The following is a 22,468-nucleotide window of genomic DNA, read 5'->3' on the forward strand; positions in this document are numbered from 1 at the left end:
AGAATGTGCGCATGGTGCGTATCGGAACAGTCAGCCGTCTCGGCCCGACACAGGTCCGCGCCACCCGGCGCGGTCCGATCCCGGACACGGACGACTCGCCGGAGCCGGCGCAGGCGCTGGTCTTGATCGATGGGGGGCGGGCCGAAGGGCAATCAACGGGCCGGCCGGCGGAGCGCGCAGCCGCGGGAAAACCGCGCGCCGGCTTCATCGCACAGCTGTTGACGGCCGACGATCCGTCGCTGCTGCCGTCGCGCCTGACGCGGACCCAGATGGCCGCCGCGCGCTACGCGGAGGCCGCGCGACGCCTCGCCTGAGGCGCCGCCTTCGCGAGGCTCAGGCCTCGGCGGACTTCACCTTGAGGACCTGACGGCCGCGATACATGCCGGTCTTCAGGTCGATGTGGTGCGGACGGCGCAGCTCGCCGGAATCCTTGTCCTCGACATAGGTCGGCGCCTTGAGGGCGTCGGCCGAGCGGCGCATGCCGCGGCGGGAGGGGGAGGTCTTTCGCTTCGGAACGGCCATGGCTGGATCCTTCGTGACGCCGCGGACAAAGCGGCGCGCGGGCGGCTCCTCGATCGAGGATCGCCACGCACACCGCGGGATACGGATGAGGGCGCGCTTATAGACCCGGCGCCGGCTCGTGGCTAGGGGTGCGGGACCACAACCGTTAAGCGTGGGTTCAAGCGGGGCGGCGCAGGTCTGCGGAGACGGCACCGCGGAGCGGGCCGCGCCTTTCGGGAGAACGCCATGGCTTCCTCCACCAAGACCCTTGCCCTCCTCGCCCTGCTGTACAGCCTCGTCGCGGCACCCGCCCTGGCGCAGGCGCCCCAGGCGCCGACGACCGCGGCGCCGACAGCCCCCGCGAGGCCCGCGGCCCCGAGCGCACCGGTCGCCGGATCGCCGAATGCCGCCAAGGGCGCGCTCATCGACCTCAACAGCGCGAGCGCCGAGGAGCTCGACGCGCTGCCCGGCATCGGCGCGGCGCGGGCGGCCGCGATCATCAAGGGCCGGCCGTATCGCGGGAAGGACGACCTCGTCTCCAAGAAGATTATCCCGAAGACCGTCTACGACGGCATCAAGGACAAGGTCATCGCCAAGCAGAAGTAGCCGCTACTCTGAGATCGCCCCCTGAGGCATGGAGAAGCCCGGGGGCGTCTTCTCGGCCGCGGCCTTCGGGGCCGCGTGCCGGGGCGCCTTCTTGCGGGGCTCGGCCTTCGGCACCTTGGGCGTCTTCACGGCGGGCGGCGCCTCGCAGGCGCGGAAGGTGAGCTGCGCCAGGGGCATCCCGTCCTCGGTGACGATCGCGACCGGATCGGGGAAGGTCGGCAGCGTCGGCTGCCAGTGGATCGGGCCGCCCAGCATCGCCTCGATCCCCGCCGGGGCGCCGCCGCGCCGCAGCGTCGTGAAGTCCGGCCCGTAGGCGGTGGCAACCTTGCCAGCGATCACGACCTGGAGAACCTCGTTCACTTCGGGCGTCAGCGGCCTGAGCGGGTTCGTCGTATTGATCTGCCCGGCCCGCGTGATCACCATCTTGAAGCCCTTGCCGCTCTCGAAGCGGGCGGCCTGCGTCCCGCAGGGCTGCGCGAGGCTCGGGCCGGCCGCCGGCACGGGGCCCGTCGCCTGAGCGGCGCCCGGCTCCGGCGTCGGGACCGGTGCCGGTGCAGCGGGGACGGTCTGCGCTGGAACGGCCGGCGCGGGCGGCGTTCCGCCGGGCGCGGCCGGAGCGCGCTGCACCATCGACAGGCAGAGCGGGCCGGCCAGCAGCAGACCGGCCGCCCCGCGCAGGCTCGGCTTCATCGGCCGGCTCCGGGCGGATCGCCGCGGAGCGGTTCGCTGCGCTGCGACCGGTCGAGGGCACGGATCGGTTCCAATTCAATCGCGTCCAGATCGAGCACCCGCGGGTCGAGCACCTGCGCGCTGCGGTCGATCGGGCTCTTGCGCGGTCCGACCGAGCCGATGAACAGATCCTCGTCCTCGACGTCGAGTTCGGATCCCATGCGCAGGGGCTCGCGCCGGCCGCGGGCCGCCATTGCGGCGACGGCGACGATGGCGACGGCGAAAACCAGGATAGCCAGGATGATGAACAGGCGCTCCATGAGGAGGCAAGCTCTAACCTGCGGTTCAGCCCGCCGCCACCCCATCGCGTCCTCGAACGCGCGCGGAACGCTCCTTGCGTGGGCCGCCGGACCGGGTAGATGCGGGCAGACCGGAGCCGGGACCGACCGATGCAGCACGAGCCGAGCCGTGAGCCCGAGGAGCTGGAGGCGCACCTCCTCGGACTGATCGAGGCCGCCCGGGAGCAGGCCCGGGAGGACCCGTTCCGCAATCCCGTCCTGGCGGTGACCCTGGCGATCACCCGACGATTCGATCGCGGCGAGATCGCGACGGGCGACCTCGACGGCCTGTTCGTGCGCCTGCGCGCCGCGTCCCTGGCGGCCCGGGCGGAGCGGCTGCGGGCCTATGTCGGACTCGATTCCGGATCCGAGGATCGCGAGGCGGGGATCCCGGCCCGGCTCGTGGCGGCATTTCCCGACCGGTCGGACAGCGTCGAGGCCTTCGCGGCCCTGATCCACCGCACCGCCTTCGCGGTGGTGTTCACGGCCCACCCCACCTTCGGCATGCCCCGGGCCGTGGCCGCCCTCCTCGCCGAGGCGGCGAGCCTACCCGACGCCGCGGACCGCGCCGGACTGATCGAACGGGCGGCGGCCCTGTCCACCCGGCCCGATGCGCCGATCACCCTGGATGTGGAGTTCGAGCAGGCCTGCGCCGCGGCCAATAACGGGCGGCTCGCCCTCGACGCGTTCAACGGCGCCCTGCTCGACGCGGCCCGCGCCCGCTGGCCCGAAAGCTGGACCGAGCTGACGCCCCGTCCCTTCGCCATCGCCAGCTGGGTCGGCTGCGACACGGACGGGCGCACCGATATCGGCTGGTGGGACACCCTGCGCTACCGGCTGATCTCGAAGCGCATGCAGTTCGACCGGGTGATGCGCGACCTGCCTGAGATCCCCGCCTGCCGCGAGGTGCGCGCCCTCGCCGAGAACGCACTCGCGGCCGTGAACCGCCAGCTCACCGTAGCGCCGCGCCTCGGCGACCAGCCCTCCCTCGAGGCGGTCCACCGCTTCGCCCTGGCTCTGATCATCGAGCGCGAGCGCGCCCAGACCGATGCGGGTGCGCTGATCGCTGCACTGACCAACGCCCTCGAGGCCGCCGAGGACGCGGGCGACCAGCGGCGGATCGCCGTCCTGCGCGCGGGCGTCGCGACGCACGGTCTGTCGAACGCCCTGCCGCATTTCCGGCTGAACGCCAGCCAGATCCACAACGCGGTCCGCCGGGTGATCGACCTGGAGGGCGAGCCCACCGACGCGGCCCGGCGCCGCTCGCACCTCGCGACGATCCACACCCTGCTGAACGACGTGCGCCCGGTGGCCGTCGATTTCGGGGCGCTCGCTGCCGAGCGGGCTTCAGCCGCCCGGCTGATGATGACGATCGCCCAGATCCTCAAGCACGTGGACGGCACCCATCCGGTGCGCTTCCTCATCGCCGAGACCGAGACCGGCTACACCCTGCTCGCCGCCCTCTGGCTCGCGCGCCATTACGGCATCGCCGACAAGCTGGAGATCACGCCGCTCTTCGAGACGGCGAGCGCCCTCGAGCAGGGCATCCGGGTGCTCGACGACGCCCTGCGCAACCCGCACTGGCGCCAGTATCTCAAGCGCATCGGCCGGCTGACCGTTCAGTTCGGCTATTCCGATTCGGGCCGCTATGTCGGCCAGTTGGCAGCAACCTTCTGGATCGAGCGGCTGCGGCTGCGCATCACCGAGATGCTGGTCCAGAACGGCCTGTCCGACGTCGAACTCGCGATCTTCGACACGCATGGCGAGTCGATCGGGCGCGGCGCCCATCCCACATCCCTGCGCGACCGCCTCGCCTATCTTGCCCCCGAGGATGCACGGGATCGCGCCCGCAAGGCCGGCATCCGGGTCCGGCTCGAATCGAGCTTCCAGGGTACCGACGGCTACCTGCTCTACGGCACCGAGGCGCTGGCCTGGGCCAGCGTCGCCCGCATCGCCGAGCACGTCTACGCGCTCGATGTGACGGAGGAGGATTCCTTCCCGGACTACGCCCTGAACGATCGTCCCAAGGCAGCCGACGCCAAGGTCGATCCGATCTATGCCGAACCGGATTTCGCCCTCGAATTCTTCACCGCGGCCCGCCAGGACATGGAGGCGCTGGTCGACGATCCGGGTTACGCCGCCCTGCTCGGCACCTTCGGACCCAGCCTGATCGACCGGACCGGATCGCGCCCGGTGGCGCGCCAGACCGACAATGGCGGCCCGGCGCGGATCACGCATCCGCGCCAGATGCGGGCGATCCCCAACAACGCGATCCTGCACCAGCTCGGCTTCCTGGCGAATTCCCTGCACGGGATCGGCCGGGCCGCTCAGCGCGGACCGGACCTGTTCCGCGACATGCGCCGCGATTCGGTTCGCTTCTCGCGGGCCTTCCGGCTGGTGCAGCACGCCGCCTCGGTGGGCGACCTCGACGTGCTGCGCGCCTATATCGACACCCTCGACCCGGCCGTGTGGCTGGAGCGGGCGCGGCGCACGCAGAAGGATTTCCGTCGGGACGAGCTGGTGGTGATCTCGGGGGCGCTGGAGCGCCTCGATCTCGCCCCCGCGCTCCGGAACCTGTTCGGACGTCTGACCCGCGACTGGCTCGCGCTGACCGCGGCCGCCCCGGACCTCCCGGCCATGTCGGCGCGGCTGACGCTGCTCCACGCCCTGCGCCTCGCGCTGATCCACCGGATCTGGTTCCTAGCGGTGCACATCCCGGGCTTCCGCCCGCAGGCGGGCATCTCCCGCGAGCAGCTGCTGGAGCGCTTCCTGCGCCTGGACATCGAGGGCTGCCTGAAGCTCCTCGACGCGATCTTCCCGATCACGCCGGATCCGACGCTCGGCCTCAATTTCGGCGAGCCGGCAGGGCCGCGCGACGTCGGCACCTACGAGGCCGAGCACGCCAACCTGTTCCAGCCGATCCGGCGGATGTTCGATCAGGTCCGCGAGGTCTCCGGAATGATCCAGCACGAGGTCGGGGCGTTCGGCTGACCGCGACGCCGCCCCGCAGGCCGGGTGCCGGGGCGCAATCTGGCCCGGCCTGTGGCGCGGCCTATATCGCAGGCCATGGAACAGGTCGTCGTCTGGTTCGATGGAGGCTGCCCCCTCTGCCGGCGCGAGATCGCGCTGATGCGCCGGCTCGACCGGCGCGGCGCGATCACCTTCGTCGACGTGGCGGAGGATGCGAGCAGTTGCCCGGCCTCGCGGGCGGACATGCTGGCGCGCTTCCATGCCCGCGAGGGCGGGCGCATCGTGACCGGCGCCGCGGCCTTCGCGGCGATGTGGCGCGCGATCCCGGTTCTACGACCGCTCGGGCTCCTCGCGCGGTCGGGCCTCGTCCTGAACGCCCTTGAGCGGCTTTACGGCGCGTTCCTGAGGATCAGGCCTCGGCTGCAGCACCTCGCCCGGCAGCTCGAACGGCCCCGGGCTTCAGCCTGAGGGGGGCATCCGCCGAGACGCGCTCACGCGGCCTCGACCTGCAGGATCGTCCCGCCGACAGCAATCACCCGTACCCGTGCGCCAGCCGGCAGGTCGGGTCCCTCGACCCGCCAGAGCGTGTCGTCGAAGCGGATACAGCCGGCCCCCTGCACGATCGGCGCGTCGAGCACGCCCTCGCGCCCGATGAGGCCCCTGTCGGCCCGGTTCAGCGCGGCTGCCGGCGGTCTGGCACCGCGCCGCTGAAGGCGCGCCGCGACGGCGACGAAGCCGACGGCCAGCCCCGCGAACAGCAGGGCCTGACCCTGCCAGGGCAAAGGCAGCGCGGCGGCGGCGAGGCCGGTGGCCAGGGCCGCCAGACCCAGCCAGATCAGGAACACGCCGGGCGCCAGGATCTCGGCCCCGGCCAAGACCAATCCGGCGATCACCCAGCTCCAGGCGGGCCCGAGCGCCGCCACGGCGTCGAGGACTTGGGTGAGCATCGCCCGTCAGGCCCGCGGCTGGGCAACGTTGGGCGGCGTCCCCGTGCGCCGGGGCGCCGCGGCGCCATCGCCGAACACCGAGCGGGTGAGTTCGCCGATTCCGCCGAGGGTACCGGCAAGCGCCGCTGCCTCGATCGGCACCACGACGACCCGCTGGTTGGGCGCGGTGGCGATCGCCCGCACGGCATCGACGTACTTCTCGGCCACGAGGAAATTCGCCGCCGCGATGTCGCCCTCGGCGATCGCCCGGCTGACCATCCCGGTCGCCGCCGCCTCGGCCTCGGCGGAGCGCTCGCGCGCCTCCGCGTCGCGGAAGGCGGCCTCGCGCCGGCCCTCCGCCTCCAGGATCGCCGACTGCTTACGCCCCTCGGCCCGGAGGATCTCGGCGGCACGCTGTCCCTCCGCCTCCAGGATCGAGGCGCGTTTCTCGCGCTCGGCCTTCATCTGCCGGGCCATCGCCCCGGCGAGATCGGCCGGAAGCACGATGTCCTTGATCTCGATCCGGTTGATCTTGACGCCCCAGGGCGAGGCCGCCGCATCCATCACCCGGAGCAGGCGCTCGTTGATCTCGTCGCGGTGGGCGAGGAGCTGGTCGAGATCCATGCCGCCGACCACCGTGCGGATATTGGTCATGGTCAGGGTCGTGGCGGCGAGGTCGAGGTTCGAGACCTCGTAGGAGGCGCGCGCCGCATCGAGCACTTGGTAGAACACCACGGCGTCGATGGTGACGCCGGCATTGTCGCGGGTGAAGGCCTGCTGGCTCGGCACGTCGATGACCTGCTCCATCACGTTGACCCGGCGGCCGACGCGCTCGACGAAGGGCGTGATCAGACCGAGGCCGGCCTCGAGGCTGCGGGCGTAGCGGCCGAAGCGTTCCACCGTGTAGACGTAGCCCTGCGGGACGATCTTCACGCCTGCCGCCAGGGTGAGGACGGCCAGCGCCGCCACGATCACTGCGAAGACGCTCAGCCCGAACGGAAGCCCCATCGACACCCCCTCCCCTGCCGGCCGCCCGAACGGCGCGGCCACGCGAGCCTAACAGGCCGGTGGAGGCGCCGCGACTGCGCGCCGGGTGCTGCAACCCGCCCGCCCGCCGCGCGCCGGCGTGAACGGCCTGCCACTCATCTCGATCATCATTGGTTCAGGCCGCCGCGCTTAGGAAGCCGGCAAGCGTCGCGTTTGTCGTCGCTCCAGACCTGACGTCGCAACGCTTGTTGAAGAAACATTCGGCATGATCCCCGCCACCCTCGCCGCGGAAAGAAGTCCTTTCGCGCCGCTGCGGGCGGCAGAAATCCCCACCCAACCGGACTCGGTGCGCGCGTGAAGATCGCTGTCCTCGCACATCTGAAATACCCGATCGGCCAGCCCTATGCCGGCGGCTTGGAGATGCACACGCATCTCCTCACCGTCGCGCTGAAGCGGTACGGCCACGAGGTCACGCTGTTCGCCAGCCGCGGATCGGACCCGACGCTCGATCCGGTGATGCTCTGCGATCCGACCGGGGACGCGCTCCTCGACCCGGAGCGCGAGGAGGCGATCGACCGAACTGAGGAGGACGCCTACCGGCGCATGATGGAGATGGTCGCGGCCGGAGGCTTCGATCTCGTCCACAACAACTCCTTGCACGCCCTGCCGCTGCGCGAGAGCGCCCGGCTGGGCTTGCCGTGGATCACGGTGCTCCACACGCCGCCCTTCGAATCCCTGGTCGGCGGCGTCGTTCAGGCCGATCCCGACATGGCCTTCCTCGCGGTCTCGCCGTCGCTGGCGCAGGAATGGGCGCATCTCGTGCCCGGCGCGCAGGTGGTCGATAACGGCGTGGACCTCTCGACCTTCGCGTTCTCGGAAGCTGCCGACGCACCGCCTTACGCCTTCTGGTCGGGCCGGATCGTGCCCGAGAAGGGGCTTCACCTCGCGATCGACGCGGCCCGCGCCGCCGGGCTGCCGCTGACCTTCGCCGGCCCCAAGCTCAATCCCGGCTACTGGGCCGCCGAGATCGCCCCGCGGCTGGGGCCGGACCTGACGCATCTCGGCCATCTCTCGCACCGCGATCTCGCCCATCATCTCGGCCGCGCCCGGGTGGCGATCGTCTCGCCCCGCTGGGAGGAGCCCTTCGGCCTCGTCGTGGCGGAGGCGCTCGCCTGCGGCACGCCGGTCGCCGCCTTCCGCCGCGGCGCCATGCCGGACATCCTGGACGCGTCCTGCGGCCGCCTCGCCCGCCCGGACGATGCGCAGGATCTCGCGGTGGCGATTCGTCAGGCCGCCGGCCTGTCGCGCCGGGCCTGCCGCGACCGGGCCGAGGCGCTCTACGACGCCACCGCCATGACCGGACGCTATCTGGAAGCCTACGACGCCGTGATGGCGCGCTGCGCCGAGCGGGCGCGGCCGACCCTGCGAGTCGCCGGAGGACGCGGCTGAACGGCGCGGATCCGCGCCGCAATTCCGCACCCGAGCCCGGAGCCCGGCGGCGTGACGCCCCGCCCTGACCTCCGCGGCGCACGTGGGTGCCACGGGAGACCTGCCATGAGTACGGACGCCGACCATCCGGCCCCATTGCCCTGCGTCGTCTGCATCCCCGCACGGAACGAGGCTGAGCGCCTGCCCCGCCTGCTCGCCTCCCTGGCGGCGCAGAACGGCGTCTCGGCACGGGCGCCCCTGCGGGTCGTGGTGCTCGCCAACAATTGTACGGACGGGACCGTCCAGGCGGTGCGGGAGGTCGAAGCCTCGGGCATCCTCGCGACGCTCGCCCTCCGCTTGATCGAGGCCGAACTCGTCGGCGCGGAGGCCCATGTCGGCACCGCCCGGCGCATGGCGCTCGATGCCGGTGCCGACTGGCTCGCAGCCGAGGAACAGCCGGACGGAATCCTTCTCACCACCGACGCCGATGCCCGCCTGCCGGCCGACTGGGTCAGCGCGAACCTGCGTGCCCTGGAGGCCGCGGACGTCGTCGGTGGCCGGCTGGTGATCGACGATGACGGCGCCGCGGATCCGGACCTCGCCGACCTGCATGCGCGCATCGAGCGCTACTGGTCCGGCGTCCGCCGCCTGGAGGACCTCCTCGACCCGCCGCCGCACGATCCCGCGCCCCGCCACGGCGACCATACCGGGGCGAGCCTGGCCGTTCCGGCCGTCCTGTACCGGGCGGTCGGCGGTCTGCCGGCGCTGCCCTGCGGCGAGGACAATGCCCTCGTCGGGCTGCTGCGCGCCAACGGCGCGCGCCTGCGCCATTGCCCGGACGTGCACGTGCTGGTCTCGTCCCGGCACCAGGGCCGGGTCTCGGGGGGCATGGCCACCGAGATGCTGCGCCGCACCCGCGTCCTCGACGGGGAGGCCTACCTGCTGCCGGTGGCCGCCCATTGGCAGGCGCTGATCCTGCGCCGGGCGGCGTTGCGTCGGGCTTTCCATCTGGAGCCGGAGGCCCGCGCCGCTTCCTGCGCGAAGCTCGGGCTCGACGCGGAGGATCTCGCCGCCATCGGCGCCTGCCCCAACGACATCGCCTTCGTGGAGCGGGCCGACCGGATCCTCGAATCGCGCAGCCCGCCGGCGCGAGAATGCGCCCTCGATCAAGCGGTCGCCGATCTCGACGCCCTCGCGCGCGCGCTGAGGGACGCCGCGTGACCCGCGGCATCGGCTGGTACGTCCATCACCAGGGCGCCGGCCATCTTCAGCGGGCGCGGGCGGTCGCCTCCGCCCTGCCCCGCCCCTGCACGATCCTCGGAACGCTCGCCGGCCTCGACACAGCAGGCCTCGACATCGTCGACTTGCCCGATGACCGCCCCCTCGGCACGGCAGCCTTCGACGGCCAGGACGGCGCAGCCGAGCGGCCCGAGGCGCTGCACTACGCCCCCCTGAACCATCCGGGAGTTCGCGCGCGGATGGCGCGCATCGCCGCCTGGGCGGAACGGACCGATCCGGCTCTGCTGGTCGTCGACGTCTCGGTGGAGGTGGCGCTCCTGGCGCGCCTCCTGTCGGTGCCGACCCTGGTGGTGCGGCTCGCCGGCACCCGCACCGACCGGCCGCATCTGGAAGCCTTCCGCAGTGCGACGCGGCTGCTGGCCCCCTTTCCCGCCGCCCTCGACGGGGCGGCCGTGCCGGACTGGGTCCGGGCCAAGACGCTTTACGCGGGCTTCCTCGGCACACCGGCGCAGGGCCCGACCGCGGCGAGTCGCGACATCGTGGTGGTGTTCGGCCGCGGCGGCGCGGGGGGCAGCCTCGCGGATCTCGCGGCGGCGGCGCGGGCGGTGCCCGACAGGCCCTGGCACGTTCTGGGGCCGGTCTCGGGCTCAGGACACAAGCCCGACAACCTGCATCTGCACGGCTGGGTCCCCGACGTCGAGGCACGGGTCGCGCGGGCGGCGCTGCTGGTTGGCGGCGGCGGCGATGGCGTGGTCGCGCTGGCAGCTGCGCAGGGGAAACCCTTCCTCTGCCTGCCGGAGGCGCGGGCCTACGGTGAGCAGACCGAGAAAGCCGAGGCGCTGGCGCGGCTCGGCGCCGCGCTCGTGCATCCGGGATGGCCCGCGGCTTCCGACTGGCCCGGCCTGATTCGAGCGGGTCTCGCCCTCGATCCGTCCGTGATCGGCGGGCTGCACGATCCGGACGCGGTCCGCCGATGCGCGGAGGAGATCGAGGCGCTCGTCAGGCGCCTCTGACGATCGGCGTCCGGCATCCCGACCCTACCGGGGGAACAACCGGCGAAAGTCTTACTCTCGAACGCAAGTCCGCCGCAGCGAAGCCCGCTCCGGCGGACTCCCTAACGGCCGAGCCTCAGGAGATCAGGTCGAGCTTGGCCGCCTCGATCCCGTCGCCCCGGATCGCGTCCGGAATCGCGGAGAAATCCCGGTACCCGGCCTCGCGCGCCATGGCGTCGAGGGCCGTCTGTTCGTCATCGGCCGCTCCGGTCCAGAGAACGGCGCCACTCTTCTTTTGTCTGATCTGGAAAATGCTCATCGATCCCTCCCCGGTCGCGACAAGACCATCACGGCGATAACGTCGCTGTTCCTGGGTGGTTGCAGGTTGATCGGTGGAAACGGCCGCGCTCCGGCAGCCGCGACGCCATGCGGCGCCAGACCCGGCGACGGCCTCGCCCGATGGCGCTATGCTCATCCGATCCGGGATGGCTCGCCATGAAAACGCCGACCTGCCCAGCGAGGGAGAGGCAATACCAGTCTAGCGCCGATTGCGAGGCCACCATCGTGAAATACGTCCGTTGGCGCGCCTCCCGCCTCAGCGTCCTGTGCGGACTCGCGATCCTCGCCGCGTCACCGAGCCGGGCCGTCGAGACGGCCGCGGTCCCCGACGCCGCCGCCATCGCACCCGCGGTCACCGTCGTGCCGGCCGAGAGCCGCGAGATCGTCGAGCGGGCCGTCGTCACCGGCACGCTGGTGCCCCGGGACGAAATCCTCGTCTCCCCGGAGGTCGAGGGTCTGCGGATCACCGATCTCCTCGTCGAGGAGGGCGACCGCGTGACCAAGGGCCAGGTGCTCGCCAAGCTGTCGCTGGAGATGATCGTGACCCAGGAAGCCTCCAACGCGGCGGCGATCGCCCGGGCCGAGGCGGCCATCGTGCAGGCCCAGAGCCAGATCGTTCAGGCGGAGGCCGCCAACGTCGAGGCACGCCAGTCCCTGGAACGCGCCCAGGCGCTGTCGAAGACCGGCAACGCCACCGCGGCCGCGCTGGAGCAGCGCGTCTCGGCGGCGCAGGGTGCCGAGGGGCGCCTCGCCGCCGCCAGGGGCGGTTTGCAATCCGCCCAGGCCGACCTCGCCACCGCCCGCGCCGCGGGCGCCGAGATCGCCCTGCGCCGCGCCCGGACCGACATCCGGGCGCCCGAGGCCGGGATCATCAACCGCCGCACCGCCCGGATCGGGGCCACCGCCACCGCGGTGGGCGAGCCGCTGTTCCGGCTGATCGCCCGGGGCGAGATCGAGCTGGAGGGCGAGGTGCCCGAGACGTCGCTGGCGCGCATCCAGGTCGGCAACCCGGCGAGCCTCGACCTCGATGACGGCCGCCAGCTGCGCGGCAAGGTGCGCCGGGTCTACCCGGAGGTCGACCGGGCGACGCGGCTCGGCAAGGTGCGCATCCGCCTCGGCGACGATCCGGTCCTGCGCATCGGCGCCTTTGCGCGCGGAAACGTGGAGGTCGCGCGCCGCACAGGTGTCGCGGTGCCGGTCTCCAGCCTGCTCTACGCCGCCGACGGCCGCGCCAGCGTCCTCGTGGCGAAGGATGGGCGCGTCGAGGCGCGGCCCGTGACCACAGGCCTCTCCGCGGAGGGCTTCACCGAGATCCGCGCAGGCGTCGCCGCCGGCGAGAGCGTCGTGGCCCGCGCGGGCAGCTTCCTGCGCGACGGGGACCGGGTGCGCCCGGTGCCGGCGAACACCGGCACGCCGATCGCCGACGCGGCCCCGCGGTAGGACCGAGCCATGCGCCTCAACGTCTCCGCCTGGGCGATCCGCAAGCCGCTGCCGTCGGTGGTCCTGTTCCTGGTCCTGATGATCCTGGGGCTGGTGAGCTTCCGGGCCCTGCCGATCACCCGGTTCCCCAACATCGACATCCCGATCGTCTCCGTGACGATCACGCAGTCGGGCGCCGCGCCCGCGGAGCTTCAGACCCAGGTCACCAAATGGGTCGAGGATTCGGTCGCCGGGGTGAAGGGCGTCAAGCACATCCTCTCGACGATCACCGAAGGCACCTCGACGACGACGATCGAATTCCGCCTGGAGGTGAACCAGGATCGGGCGACCAACGACGTCAAGGACGCCATCGCCAAGATCCGGCAGAACCTGCCGCGCACCATCGACGAGCCGATCGTCTCCCGCGTCGAGATCGCCGGCCTGCCGATCATGGTCTACGGCGCCTCCGCACCCGCCATGACGCCCGAGGACCTGTCGTGGTTCGTGGACGACGTCGTCGCCCGGGGCCTGCAGAGCGTGAAGGGCGTCGGCGGCGTCGAGCGCCTCGGCGGCGTCGCCCGCGAGATCCGCGTCACCCTGAAGCCCGACCGCCTGCTCGCGCTGGGCATCACCGCCGCCGACGTGAACCGGCAGCTGCGCCTGACCTCGGCCGACATGGCCGGCGGCCGGGCCGAGGTCGGCGGCCAGGAGCAGTCGATCCGGGCGCTCGCCGCCTCGGCGAGCCTGGAAACCCTGGCCAAGACGTCGATCGTGGTGCCGGGCAACCGCAAGGTCCGCCTCGACGAACTGGCAACCCTGTCGGACACTGCCGAGGAGCCCCGCACCTTCGCGCGCTTCAACGGCGAGCCGGTGGTCGCCTTCGCGATCTCCCGGGCGAACGGCGCCAGCGACGCCGACGTGTCGGTGGGCGTCGCCAAGAAGATCGCGGCGCTCCACGCGGCAAATCCCGACGTGCGCTTCGACCTGATCGACACCAGCGTCGAGAACACGATCGGCAACTACCACTCGGCCATGATGGGCCTGATCGAGGGCGCGGCGCTGGCGGTCGTGGTGGTGCTGCTGTTCCTGCGGGACTGGCGCGCGACGCTGATCGCCGCCGTGGCGCTGCCGCTCTCGGTGCTGCCGACCTTCTGGGTGATGAGCGCGCTGGGCTTCTCGCTCAACGCGGTCAGCCTGCTGGCGATCACGCTGGTCACCGGCATCCTGGTGGACGACGCGATCGTGGAGATCGAGAACATCGTCCGGCACATGCGGATGGGGAAGTCGCCCTATCGCGCGTCGCTCGAGGCCGCCGACGAGATCGGGCTCGCGGTCATCGCCATCACGGCGACGATCATCGCGATCTTCTCGCCCGTCTCATTCATGGGCGGGATCGCCGGCCAGTATTTCAAGCAATTCGGCCTGACCATCGCGGCGGCCGTGTTCATGTCGCTGCTGGTGGCGCGGCTGATCACGCCGCTGCTCGCCGCCTATTTCCTGCGCGACCACGGGCCGGACCACGAGCGCGACGGGTTCGTGATGCGGGGCTACACCCGCCTCGTGGCGTGGTCGGTGCGGCACAAGTTCATCACGCTCGTGCTCGGCATCGCATGCTTTGCCGCGTCGATCGCCTCAACGGGCCTGCTGCCCGCGGGCTTCCTCCCGGCGGAGGATCAGGCTCGCACCCTGTTCGTGGTCGAGCTGCCGCCGGGCGCCCGCCTGCCCGACACCGTCCGGGTCGCGGACCGGATCGTCGACAAGATCCGCGCGCTGCCCGAGGTGAAGAGCGTGTTCGTGGATGGCGGCCGCCAGTTGCCGGCCAAGAAGGAGGTGCGGCTCGCGAGCCTCACCATCAACCTGACCCCGAAGAACACCCGCCACAAGACCCAGAAGCAGGTCGACGCGGAGGTCGCGGCGATCCTGCGGGAGGAGCCGGACCTGCGCTTCTGGGCCCTGCGCGAGGGCGGCCAGCGCGATCTCGCGCTGATCATCGCCGGCCCCGACAAGGCCGTGGTGGCCGAGACCGCCGCCAAGCTCCAGCGCGAAGCCCAGCAGGTCCCGCACCTCGTCAACGTCATGTCGACGGCGCCGCTCGACCGGACCGAGGTCCGGATCCGGCCGAAGCCCGGCGTGGCGGCCGATCTCGGCGTCACCACCGACACCATCGCCGAGACCGTGCGGGTCGGCACGATCGGCGACATCGGCATGAACCTCGCCAAGTTCAACGCCACCGACCGGCAGGTGCCGATCCGCGTGCAGCTCCCCGAGAGCCTGCGCGGCCGGCTCTCCGAACTCGAGACCCTGAAGGTGCCGGTGAAGGGTGGGGCCGCCGTGCCGCTCACCACCGTCGCCGACATCAGCCTCGGCCAGGGGCCGACCGGCATCGACCGCTACGACCGCGCCGTGCGTGTCGCCCTCGAGGGCGACATGCAGGGCACCGACGCCCTGGCGGAGCTGATCTCCCAGGTGATGAACCTGCCGACCGCCAAGAACCTGCCGCCCGGGGTGACGATCAGCCAGACCGGCGACGCCGAGGTGATGGGCGAGGTCTTCGAGGGCTTCGCCCTGGCCATGGGCGCCGGCCTGATGATGGTGTTCGGCGTCCTGATCCTGCTGTTCGGCAACTTCCTGCAGCCGCTGACCATCCTGTTCTCGCTGCCGCTCTCCATCGGCGGCGCGATCCTGGCGCTGCTGATCTGCCACATGCCGATCTCGATGCCGGTGGTGATCGGCATCCTGATGCTCATGGGCGTCGTGACCAAGAACGCCATCATGCTGGTGGATTTCGCCGTCGAGCAGATCCGCGCCGGCGTCGACCGCAACACCGCGATCGTCGATGCCGGCCGCAAGCGCGCGCGACCGATCGTGATGACCACCATCGCGATGGCTGCCGGTATGGTGCCCTCCGCGCTGGCCTACGGGATCGGCGGCGAGTTCCGCGCGCCGATGGCGGTGGCGGTGATCGGCGGCCTGATCGTCTCGACCGTGCTGTCGCTGGTCTTCGTGCCCGCGATCTTCGTGCTGATGGACGATCTGTCCCGGTTTCTCGGGCGGCTGCTCGGCCGCTTCGTGGGCCAGCGGGACGATCCGGAGGATGAACCCGCGTACGCGCCCGCGGATCCGGCCAATGACGGGCGGCCCGCGCCGCCGCGGATCGCCGCGGAATAGAGCGGATCAGCCGGGGCCAAGCGGGCGGGGGGCCGCAGGCCGTCGATCAGTCTCAGCCACCCGTTTCCCGGGGCCGCGAAGCAGGGCCCGGAACGACGGCGGTACGCCAACGCAGGAGGCTGAGCGGGCAGACCGGCGTTCTTTACCCTTGTCTCGGCGGCGCGCATTGCGCGCAGCGCCGCAATAGGCTGTGACTCGCCCCCGTCGAATCAACGGAGACGCGCGAAACGATGTCGGGTGGTCACGGGGCGATCGAGGGGTCGAACAAGCGCGTGGCGCTGTTGATCTCGGTGCTGGCGCTGTTCCTCGCCTTCAGCGAGACGCTGGGCAAGGCGTCGCAGACGGATTCGATCGGGGCCAATGTCGAGGCCGCGAACCAATGGGCCTATTTCCAGGCCCGCACGATCCGCTCGACGGTGCTCAAGACCGCCGACGAAGCCCTGGCGCTCGTTCCGCCCGGGCCCAACCAGGACGCGATCGCGGCCAAGCGCGCCGAATGGGCCAAGACCCTGGCACGGTGGGAGTCGGAACCCGCCACGGGCGAGGGCCGCAAGGAGCTGACCGCGAAGGCGCGGGCCTCCGAGGAGCGGCGCGACCTCGCGCTGCTGCGCTACCACCATTACGAGCTGGCCTCGGCGGCCTTCCAGATCGGCATCGTGCTGGCCTCGGCCGAGGTCATCACCGGCATCACCCTGCTGGTCTTCGCCGGCGGCTTCCTGGGTCTCGCCGGAGCGGCCCTCCTCGGCTTCGGCTATCTCGCACCGCACGCGCTGCCGTTCTTCCACTGAGCGACGTCCCGGGCCGGGAGCGGTGTAACGCCAGCCCCGATCGATCGAACCTGCGCGCCGCCGGACTGGACGCGCACGCCGGAAGCTGATCGTCTCGGCCCGTTCCAGGGGGGAAATGATGTCGGACCCATCAGAAGAACAGGGACGTTTGACCAAGATCGCCAGCGCGATCTTCCTGCACACCGAACACGCGATCTACGCGGCCCTCGGCCTCCTGCTGGCGCTCACCGCCCTCATCGCGCTGGTCGATGCCGCGGGGCTGACCTGGGCGGCGATGCGGGCGCTCGGCGGCGCCGCACAGATCCTGGAGGTGATCGACCGGCTGCTGTTCCTGCTGATGCTGATCGAGATCCTGCACACGGTGCGGGTCTCGATGCGGTCCGGGGCGCTGACCTGCGAACCGTTCCTGATCGTCGGATTGATCGCCTCGATCCGGCGGGTCCTGGTCATCACCCTGCAATCCTCGGAGATCACCCACGCCAAGGACTGGTCGCCCGAGAAGCAGGCGCTGTTTCAGGCCTCGATGATCGAACTCGGCGTCCTGGCGGGCCTGATCGTCACGATGGTCTTCGCGATCTTCCTCCTCCACCGGGCCCGCGACGACGGCAGACCGGCCGGCGAGGAGAAGCCGGCCGGCGAGGCCTGATGCCCGGATGCGGGATCAGTTCATCCGCAGGATCGCGGCGTTGAGGAGCGTCGCGAAGGCGACCCAGGCGGCATAGGGCACGAGGAGCCAGGCCGCCATCCGGTCGAAACGCCAAGTCAGGCGGATGGTCCAGAGCACCATCACCAGCAGCATCGCCACGACGATCAGCCCCGCGCCGATCGCGTGGGCGGTGAAGAAGACCGGCGTCCAGGCGGCGTTGAGAATGAGTTGCACCAGGAAGGCGGCCAGCGCGAGCCACCAGCCCTGGCGGCTCGGCCCGGTGCGCGGCATGGCGCCGAGGAGCCGCCAGAGCGCGACTGCGATCATCGTGTAGAGGATCGTCCAGGCGACCGGGAACACCCAGTTCGGCGGGTTGAAGACCGGCTTGTTCAGGCTCGCGTACCAGCCCGGGATCTCGGCCTGGGTCGCCACCGAGCCGATGGCCGTGGTGGCCGCCACCGGCAGGATCGCGGCCGCGAGGCGCAGCCAGGGCGGCAGGAGCGATCGCTCGGGGACGCGTGTGGCGGCAGTCATGGTCGATGGTCTCCACGGGCATGGCTTCGGAGAGGGCTCGGGCGCGCGGCTTGCCGGGGCCCACGCGCCGTGGCACGCGCCCGTCTCCATCCGCCGAGAATCGCCAGATGTCACAGCCTAACGCGCCGCAGGGGCCGACGGATACCCGGACCGACGACGCGCCGGATTTCACCCGGCGGAGCCTCGCCGCCCAGGCGATGGGCCGGATCGAGCCCGAGACGCGGGCGGTTGTCATGCCGCTGCACGTCTCCACCACCTTCATCCGCGATCCCGACAACGGCTACAGCTCGGGCTACAGCTACGCGCGGCCCGACAATGCCACGGTGCGCGAGGCGGAGGCGGTCCTGGCGATGCTGGAGGGCGCCGGGGCCGGCGCGCTGCTGTTCAGCTCCGGGATGGCGGCGGCGACCGCGGTGTTCGGCGCGCTGGAGCCCGGCGACCACGTCGTCGCCGGAACGGTCATGTACTGGGCGCTGAAGCGCTGGCTGCGCGAGGAGGCGCCCCGGCGAGGCCTCACCCTGACCTTCGTGGACACCGACGACCTCGACGCCGTGCGCGCCGCGGTGGAGCCCGGCCGGACGAAGCTCGTCTGGATCGAGACCCCCGGCAACCCGCTCTGGACGGTCACCGACATCGCCGCCGCGGCGGAGATCGCCCACGCGGGGGGTGCGCGTCTGGCCGTCGATTCCACCGCCGCCTCGCCGGTCCACACGCGCCCCCTGGAACTCGGCGCCGACATCGTGATGCACTCGGCCACCAAGATCCTGAACGGCCATTCCGACGTGGTGGCGGGTGTGCTGGCGGGCGCGAAGCCCGATGCGTTCTGGGAGCGAATCCGGGGTATCCGCGCCGGCAGCGGCGGCATCCTCGGGCCGTTCGAGGCCTATCTGCTGATGCGCTCGCTGCGGACCCTGCACCTGCGGGCGGCCGCGCAGGCCGCAGGCGCCCTGCGCCTTGCCGAGCGCCTCACCGAGCACCCGCATGTGAGCCACGTCCTCTATCCGGGGCTGCCGGACGATCCCGGGCACGCGGTCGCCCGCCGGCAGATGCGGGGCGGGTTCGGCTTCATGCTGTCGATCCAGGTGGCCGGCGGCGAGGCCGGCGCCATCGCCACGGCGGCGCGGGTGCGGCTCTGGAAGCGGGCGACCTCGCTCGGCGGCGTCGAGAGCCTCATCGAGCACCGCGCCTCGGTGGAGGGTCCCGGCAGCCCCTGCCCGCCGGATCTCCTGCGCCTCTCCACGGGCATCGAGGACACGGACGACCTGTACGGCGACCTGGATCAGGCGCTGCGCGGCGCACACGGGGGCTGATTGACGCCCCCGCATGGTGCCGAGGGCGGTCCTGGCGCGTTGTGCCGCCAGATCCGACCGGCGCTAGGGCGCCACAGATGACGAGCCTGACGACATGACGACCCGTATCCGCACGCTGGTTCCCGGCACCTTCGTGCTGCTCACGCTGGCGCTCGCGCCGGTCTCCGCCCGCGCCGACGCGGTGCCCGATCTCGACGTCGAGCGGACCTGCCAGTCGGCGCAGGTCGCCAACACGACGATCAGCGACAAGGCGAATTACGACGGCTGCCTCCGCTCGGAGCGCGATGCCAAGAAGGAGGCCGAGCGGCATTGGAGCAGCTACACCCCCGCCGCCAAGCGCCAGTGCGAGAGTCAGTTCAAGGCGGGCGGCTATCCGTCCTACGTCGAGATGGTGACGTGCCTGGAACTCGCCTCCGGCACCGTGCCGACGCAGAGCAGCGAGGGTGGCCGCGCGGTGGGCGGTCCGGGCTCGCCGCGGGACGTCAAGGTGCAGCGGGAGGGCGGCGCCAATCTCACCAAGGAGCCGCCCGCGAGCCAGCGCACGGATCCGATCCAGGTGCTGGAGAACAAGTAGGCCGGGCCTCGGGGCGCACCGCCGCGGCGCGCCGCCGACCCATTCACCGGGCGCAGACGCTTGAGAGTGCGGCGGCATGCTATGGGCGGGCCTCCCGCCGCCCCGCACGCCGCCAGGTCCCGTGAACGCCCTCGCCATCATCGCCCCGATCTTCGGGATCGTCCTGATCGGCTGGGCGGCGGCCCTCGCTGGCCTCCTCTCCGACAAGGTGAGCGACGGCCTGTCGGAATACGTCTTCGCCGTCGCGGTGCCGGCGCTGATCATCGCCACCCTGACCAAGCCCGGCATGAGCGGGACCGTCGCGTGGTCCTACTGGGTCGCGTATTTCGGCGGTGCCGGCATCTCCTGGTTCGTCGGCACGCTGATCGCGCGGCGGCGCGCCGGGATCGACCGGCGGGGCGCGATCCTGCACGGCTTCGCGGCGAGCCAGTCGAACACCGTGTTCGTGGGCGTGCCGATGATCCTCCAGGCCTATGGCGAGGAGGGCGCCTTCCCGCTGTTCATGCTGCTCGCCGTCCACCTGCCGCTGATGATGGGCAGCGCCACCTTCCTGATCGAGTCCGATTCCGGCCTGCCGGTCCTGGCGCGGATCCGTGGGCTCGCCCTCGTGCTGCTCCGCAACCCGATCTTCGTGGCGCTGCTCATCGGCATGGCCATGAAGGGGTTCGGCCTCGCGCCAGCCGGCATCGTCCGGTCTCTGATCGACGCCTTTGCGGGGACGGCCTCCACCTGCGCGCTGGTGGCTCTGGGCGCGGGCCTGAAGCGCTACCGGGTGCTGTTCGACCTGAAGGGCGCGCTGGTGATCGCGCTCCTGAAGAATCTCCTGCACCCGCTGGCGGTCTGGATCCTGGCCTTCCACGTCTTCGCGATGCCGCCCGCCTATGCGGGTGTCGCGACCCTGTTCGCCGCCATGCCGGTGGGGATCAACGCCTACCTGCTGGCGGTGCGCTACAAGACCGAGACCGGGATGGTGGCCGCCTCGGTGCTGGTCTCGACCCTGCTGGCGCCGCTCACCACCCTGGCGTGGCTGATGCTCCTCGGCCGGGCGTGACGGCGGCGCCCCGGCGTCACCGAGCGCGTTGGACCGGGCGCCGCGCGGGTCTAGGGTAGGCCCAACCGCGCGGGCTTCGAAGACCGCGCTCACCTGCAGGCGAGGAATTTCGATGAACGCTCCGATGCGCCCTCCGGGCAGCGCCTCCCCGTCGGCCCCGGCCTCGGCCCGCTTCGTCTGGGACGATCCGTTCCTGCTTGAGGATCAGCTCACCGAGGACGAGCGGGCGATCCGCGACGTCGCCCAGAGCTTCGCGCAGGAGCAGCTTCTCCCCGGAATCGTCGAGGCCTACGCCACCGAGAAGACCGATCCCGGCCTGTTCCGGAAGATGGGCGAGCTCGGCCTCCTCGGCGTGACGCTTCCGGAGGAGTACGGCTGCGCCGGCGCCTCCTACGTGGCCTACGGGCTGGTGGCGCGGGCGGTCGAGGCGGTGGATTCCGGCTACCGCTCGATGATGAGCGTGCAATCCTCCCTCGTGATGTATCCGATCCACGCCTATGGCTCGGAGGCGCAGCGCCAGAAGTTCCTGCCGAAGCTCGCCTCGGGCGAGTGGATCGGCTGCTTCGGCCTCACCGAGCCCGATGCCGGCTCGGACCCGGCCGGAATGAAGACCAAGGCCGAGAAGATCGACGGCGGCTACCGGATCTCCGGTGCCAAGATGTGGATCTCGAACGCGCCCTTCGCGGACGTGTTCGTGGTCTGGGCGAAGTCCGACGCGCACGAGGGCGCGATCCGCGGCTTCGTCCTCGAGAAGGGCATGAAGGGCCTGTCAGCCCCGACGCTCAAGGGCAAGCTCTCCTTGCGGGCCTCCACCACCGGCGAGATCGTCATGGAGGGCGTCGAGGTCGGCGAGGACGCGCTGCTGCCGAACGTCTCGGGGCTGAAGGGGCCGTTCGGCTGCCTCAACCGGGCACGCTACGGCATCTCGTGGGGCGCGATGGGCGCCGCCGAGGATTGCTGGCACCGCGCCCGCAGCTACACGCTGGAGCGCAAGCAGTTCGGCCGCCCCCTGGCGCAGACGCAGCTCGTCCAGAAGAAGCTCGCCGACATGCAGACCGAGATCGCCCTCGGCCTCCAGGCCTCGCTCCGGGTTGGGCGGCTGATGGACGAGGGCCGGATGGCGCCCGAGATGATCTCGCTCGTCAAGCGCAACAATTGCGGCAAGGCGCTCGACATCGCCCGTACCGCCCGGGACATGCACGGCGGCAACGGCATCATGGGCGAGTACCACGTGATGCGCCACGCCCAGAACCTCGAGACGGTGAACACCTACGAGGGCACCCACGACGTCCACGCCCTGATCCTGGGCCGGGCGCAGACGGGACTGCAGGCGTTCTTCTGAGGTGTGACGCGCCCTTCTTGCGTGTGAACTTGTTATTCACACATCGCATGCTGCCGAGCTCTCTCCTCCCCCCCTTGTGGGGAGGAGAGAATGGCTGGCCGGATCCGCCGGCGCGAACGCCTCAACCCCCTGCCGGAGCGCGGACTCCCAAGTCCTCCGCGAGGCGGACGAGGTAGCCATCAGGATCCTGCACGAGGCATTCCCGCTGGCCGTGTTCCGCGTCTCCGACTCTGTACCAAGCTTCAGTCGGCGCCTCGAACAGCGGCCAGCCTGCCGCTTCGAGCGCAGCGAGGACCGGATTTAGCGGCTCGATCATCGTCTGCAGATTCATGCCGCGGCCGAACGGATAGTCCAGCGCGGCGGTTTCCCAGGTGCCGTTGCGTTGGCACAGCATGACCTGCGCTGCGCCGCGCGTCAGGAAGGCGAAGCGCGCGGCCGGGCGATCGTAGGCGATCGCGAAGCCGAGCAATTCGCACCAGAAGCGCAGGCTCGCATCAAGGTTCGTCACGTACAGTTCCGGGACGAGCGCTCCGATGCCACCCTGAGGCGCGGTACCCGTACCGAGGGATCGCGCCCGGGCGGCGGGATCGGTCAGGAACTTCACCTCGTCGGTCATCGAAACGCTCCGGCATGCATCGGGT

The 22,468-nt window shown here is 71.3% G+C and carries 23 protein-coding genes; 15 read left to right on the top strand and 8 right to left on the bottom strand.

Features of this window, described 5'->3' with window-relative positions; all coding sequences use genetic code 11:
* Nucleotides 1-11: 11 nt before the first annotated feature.
* Entirely contained in the window at nucleotides 12-314 is a 303-nt protein-coding gene (locus BLT59_RS00140; protein ID WP_091774837.1) for a hypothetical protein, read from the top strand.
* Between the two features lie 19 nt (nucleotides 315-333).
* Here the strand turns inward: BLT59_RS00140 and rpmF are convergent, their stop codons facing one another.
* The gene (rpmF, locus tag BLT59_RS00145; protein WP_003601373.1) at nucleotides 334-522 is read right to left on the bottom strand and encodes a 50S ribosomal protein L32; all 189 of its coding nucleotides are present in this window, start codon (nucleotides 520-522) and stop codon (nucleotides 334-336) included.
* Between the two features lie 225 nt (nucleotides 523-747).
* Here rpmF and BLT59_RS00150 point away from each other — a divergent pair, with 225 nt between their 5' ends.
* On the top strand, nucleotides 748-1,107 hold the full coding sequence (locus BLT59_RS00150) for a helix-hairpin-helix domain-containing protein (RefSeq protein ID WP_091774840.1): 360 nt from the start codon (nucleotides 748-750) through the stop codon (nucleotides 1,105-1,107).
* 3 nt (nucleotides 1,108-1,110) lie between these two features.
* Here the strand turns inward: BLT59_RS00150 and BLT59_RS00155 are convergent, their stop codons facing one another.
* Entirely contained in the window at nucleotides 1,111-1,797 is a 687-nt protein-coding gene (locus BLT59_RS00155) for a hypothetical protein (protein WP_091774843.1), read from the bottom strand.
* The gene (locus BLT59_RS00160) at nucleotides 1,794-2,096 is read right to left on the bottom strand and encodes a hypothetical protein (RefSeq protein WP_091774846.1); all 303 of its coding nucleotides are present in this window, start codon (nucleotides 2,094-2,096) and stop codon (nucleotides 1,794-1,796) included. Before BLT59_RS00160 ends, BLT59_RS00155 begins: the two co-directional genes overlap by 4 nt.
* A gap of 129 nt (nucleotides 2,097-2,225) precedes the next feature.
* Here BLT59_RS00160 and BLT59_RS00165 point away from each other — a divergent pair, with 129 nt between their 5' ends.
* Nucleotides 2,226-5,105, top strand: a complete 2,880-nt coding sequence (locus BLT59_RS00165; RefSeq protein ID WP_091774848.1) for a phosphoenolpyruvate carboxylase — start codon at nucleotides 2,226-2,228, stop codon at nucleotides 5,103-5,105.
* Nucleotides 5,106-5,180: 75 nt separating this feature from the next.
* Nucleotides 5,181-5,552 (top strand): thiol-disulfide oxidoreductase DCC family protein, encoded by a 372-nt coding sequence (locus tag BLT59_RS00170; protein ID WP_091774851.1) that lies wholly within the window; start codon nucleotides 5,181-5,183, stop codon nucleotides 5,550-5,552.
* 23 nt (nucleotides 5,553-5,575) lie between these two features.
* Here BLT59_RS00170 and BLT59_RS00175 read toward each other — a convergent pair whose 3' ends face one another.
* Both BLT59_RS00175 and BLT59_RS00180 read right to left on the bottom strand, forming a co-directional pair.
* A complete protein-coding gene (locus tag BLT59_RS00175; RefSeq protein WP_091774854.1) occupies nucleotides 5,576-6,031 on the bottom strand; it encodes an NfeD family protein in 456 nt (151 codons plus the stop codon).
* Nucleotides 6,032-6,037: 6 nt separating this feature from the next.
* A complete protein-coding gene (locus BLT59_RS00180; RefSeq protein WP_091774857.1) occupies nucleotides 6,038-7,018 on the bottom strand; it encodes an SPFH domain-containing protein in 981 nt (326 codons plus the stop codon).
* Between the two features lie 333 nt (nucleotides 7,019-7,351).
* On the opposite strand from BLT59_RS00180, the gene BLT59_RS00185 reads away from it, so the two are divergent.
* From BLT59_RS00185 to BLT59_RS00195, 3 genes are all read left to right on the top strand, one after another.
* On the top strand, nucleotides 7,352-8,446 hold the full coding sequence (locus BLT59_RS00185; protein ID WP_091774859.1) for a glycosyltransferase family 4 protein: 1,095 nt from the start codon (nucleotides 7,352-7,354) through the stop codon (nucleotides 8,444-8,446).
* A gap of 105 nt (nucleotides 8,447-8,551) precedes the next feature.
* Nucleotides 8,552-9,646: a glycosyltransferase family 2 protein gene (locus BLT59_RS00190; protein WP_091774862.1), complete on the top strand. Its 1,095-nt coding sequence runs from the start codon at nucleotides 8,552-8,554 to the stop codon at nucleotides 9,644-9,646.
* Nucleotides 9,643-10,677 (top strand): glycosyltransferase, encoded by a 1,035-nt coding sequence (locus tag BLT59_RS00195; protein ID WP_091774865.1) that lies wholly within the window; start codon nucleotides 9,643-9,645, stop codon nucleotides 10,675-10,677. Before BLT59_RS00190 ends, BLT59_RS00195 begins: the two co-directional genes overlap by 4 nt.
* Before the next feature lie 115 nt (nucleotides 10,678-10,792).
* On the opposite strand, the gene BLT59_RS00200 is transcribed toward BLT59_RS00195, so the two are convergent.
* Nucleotides 10,793-10,975, bottom strand: a complete 183-nt coding sequence (locus tag BLT59_RS00200) for a hypothetical protein (protein ID WP_091774868.1) — start codon at nucleotides 10,973-10,975, stop codon at nucleotides 10,793-10,795.
* 176 nt (nucleotides 10,976-11,151) lie between these two features.
* Between BLT59_RS00200 and BLT59_RS00205 the strand changes: the two genes are divergently transcribed.
* From BLT59_RS00205 to BLT59_RS00220, 4 genes are all read left to right on the top strand, one after another.
* On the top strand, nucleotides 11,152-12,435 hold the full coding sequence (locus BLT59_RS00205) for an efflux RND transporter periplasmic adaptor subunit (protein WP_091774870.1): 1,284 nt from the start codon (nucleotides 11,152-11,154) through the stop codon (nucleotides 12,433-12,435).
* Between the two features lie 9 nt (nucleotides 12,436-12,444).
* On the top strand, nucleotides 12,445-15,582 hold the full coding sequence (locus tag BLT59_RS00210) for an efflux RND transporter permease subunit (protein ID WP_091774873.1): 3,138 nt from the start codon (nucleotides 12,445-12,447) through the stop codon (nucleotides 15,580-15,582).
* A 230-nt stretch (nucleotides 15,583-15,812) separates the two neighbouring features.
* Nucleotides 15,813-16,370, top strand: a complete 558-nt coding sequence (locus BLT59_RS00215; protein WP_091774876.1) for a DUF4337 domain-containing protein — start codon at nucleotides 15,813-15,815, stop codon at nucleotides 16,368-16,370.
* 118 nt (nucleotides 16,371-16,488) lie between these two features.
* Nucleotides 16,489-17,016: a phosphate-starvation-inducible PsiE family protein gene (locus BLT59_RS00220; RefSeq protein WP_091775672.1), complete on the top strand. Its 528-nt coding sequence runs from the start codon at nucleotides 16,489-16,491 to the stop codon at nucleotides 17,014-17,016.
* 15 nt (nucleotides 17,017-17,031) lie between these two features.
* Here the strand turns inward: BLT59_RS00220 and BLT59_RS00225 are convergent, their stop codons facing one another.
* The gene (locus BLT59_RS00225; protein WP_091774879.1) at nucleotides 17,032-17,550 is read right to left on the bottom strand and encodes a TspO/MBR family protein; all 519 of its coding nucleotides are present in this window, start codon (nucleotides 17,548-17,550) and stop codon (nucleotides 17,032-17,034) included.
* Nucleotides 17,551-17,657: 107 nt separating this feature from the next.
* Here BLT59_RS00225 and BLT59_RS00230 point away from each other — a divergent pair, with 107 nt between their 5' ends.
* The 4 genes from BLT59_RS00230 (at nucleotide 17,658) to BLT59_RS00245 (ending at nucleotide 21,827) form a co-directional block, all read left to right on the top strand.
* Nucleotides 17,658-18,860, top strand: coding sequence for a trans-sulfuration enzyme family protein (locus BLT59_RS00230; RefSeq protein ID WP_091774881.1), 1,203 nt, complete (start codon nucleotides 17,658-17,660; stop codon nucleotides 18,858-18,860).
* Nucleotides 18,861-18,954: 94 nt separating this feature from the next.
* Nucleotides 18,955-19,434 (top strand): hypothetical protein, encoded by a 480-nt coding sequence (locus tag BLT59_RS00235; protein ID WP_091774884.1) that lies wholly within the window; start codon nucleotides 18,955-18,957, stop codon nucleotides 19,432-19,434.
* Between the two features lie 121 nt (nucleotides 19,435-19,555).
* The gene (locus tag BLT59_RS00240; protein WP_091775676.1) at nucleotides 19,556-20,485 is read left to right on the top strand and encodes an AEC family transporter; all 930 of its coding nucleotides are present in this window, start codon (nucleotides 19,556-19,558) and stop codon (nucleotides 20,483-20,485) included.
* Between the two features lie 112 nt (nucleotides 20,486-20,597).
* Complete coding sequence (locus tag BLT59_RS00245; protein WP_091774887.1) at nucleotides 20,598-21,827, top strand: acyl-CoA dehydrogenase; 1,230 nt, start codon at nucleotides 20,598-20,600, stop codon at nucleotides 21,825-21,827.
* Nucleotides 21,828-21,948: 121 nt separating this feature from the next.
* Here BLT59_RS00245 and BLT59_RS00250 read toward each other — a convergent pair whose 3' ends face one another.
* Complete coding sequence (locus BLT59_RS00250) at nucleotides 21,949-22,443, bottom strand: bleomycin resistance protein (protein ID WP_175543886.1); 495 nt, start codon at nucleotides 22,441-22,443, stop codon at nucleotides 21,949-21,951.
* Nucleotides 22,444-22,468 lie beyond the last annotated feature (25 nt).

Origin of the sequence: Methylobacterium sp. UNC378MF (genome assembly GCF_900103195.1) — a bacterium.
Taxonomy (GTDB): Bacteria; Pseudomonadota; Alphaproteobacteria; order Rhizobiales; family Beijerinckiaceae; genus Methylobacterium.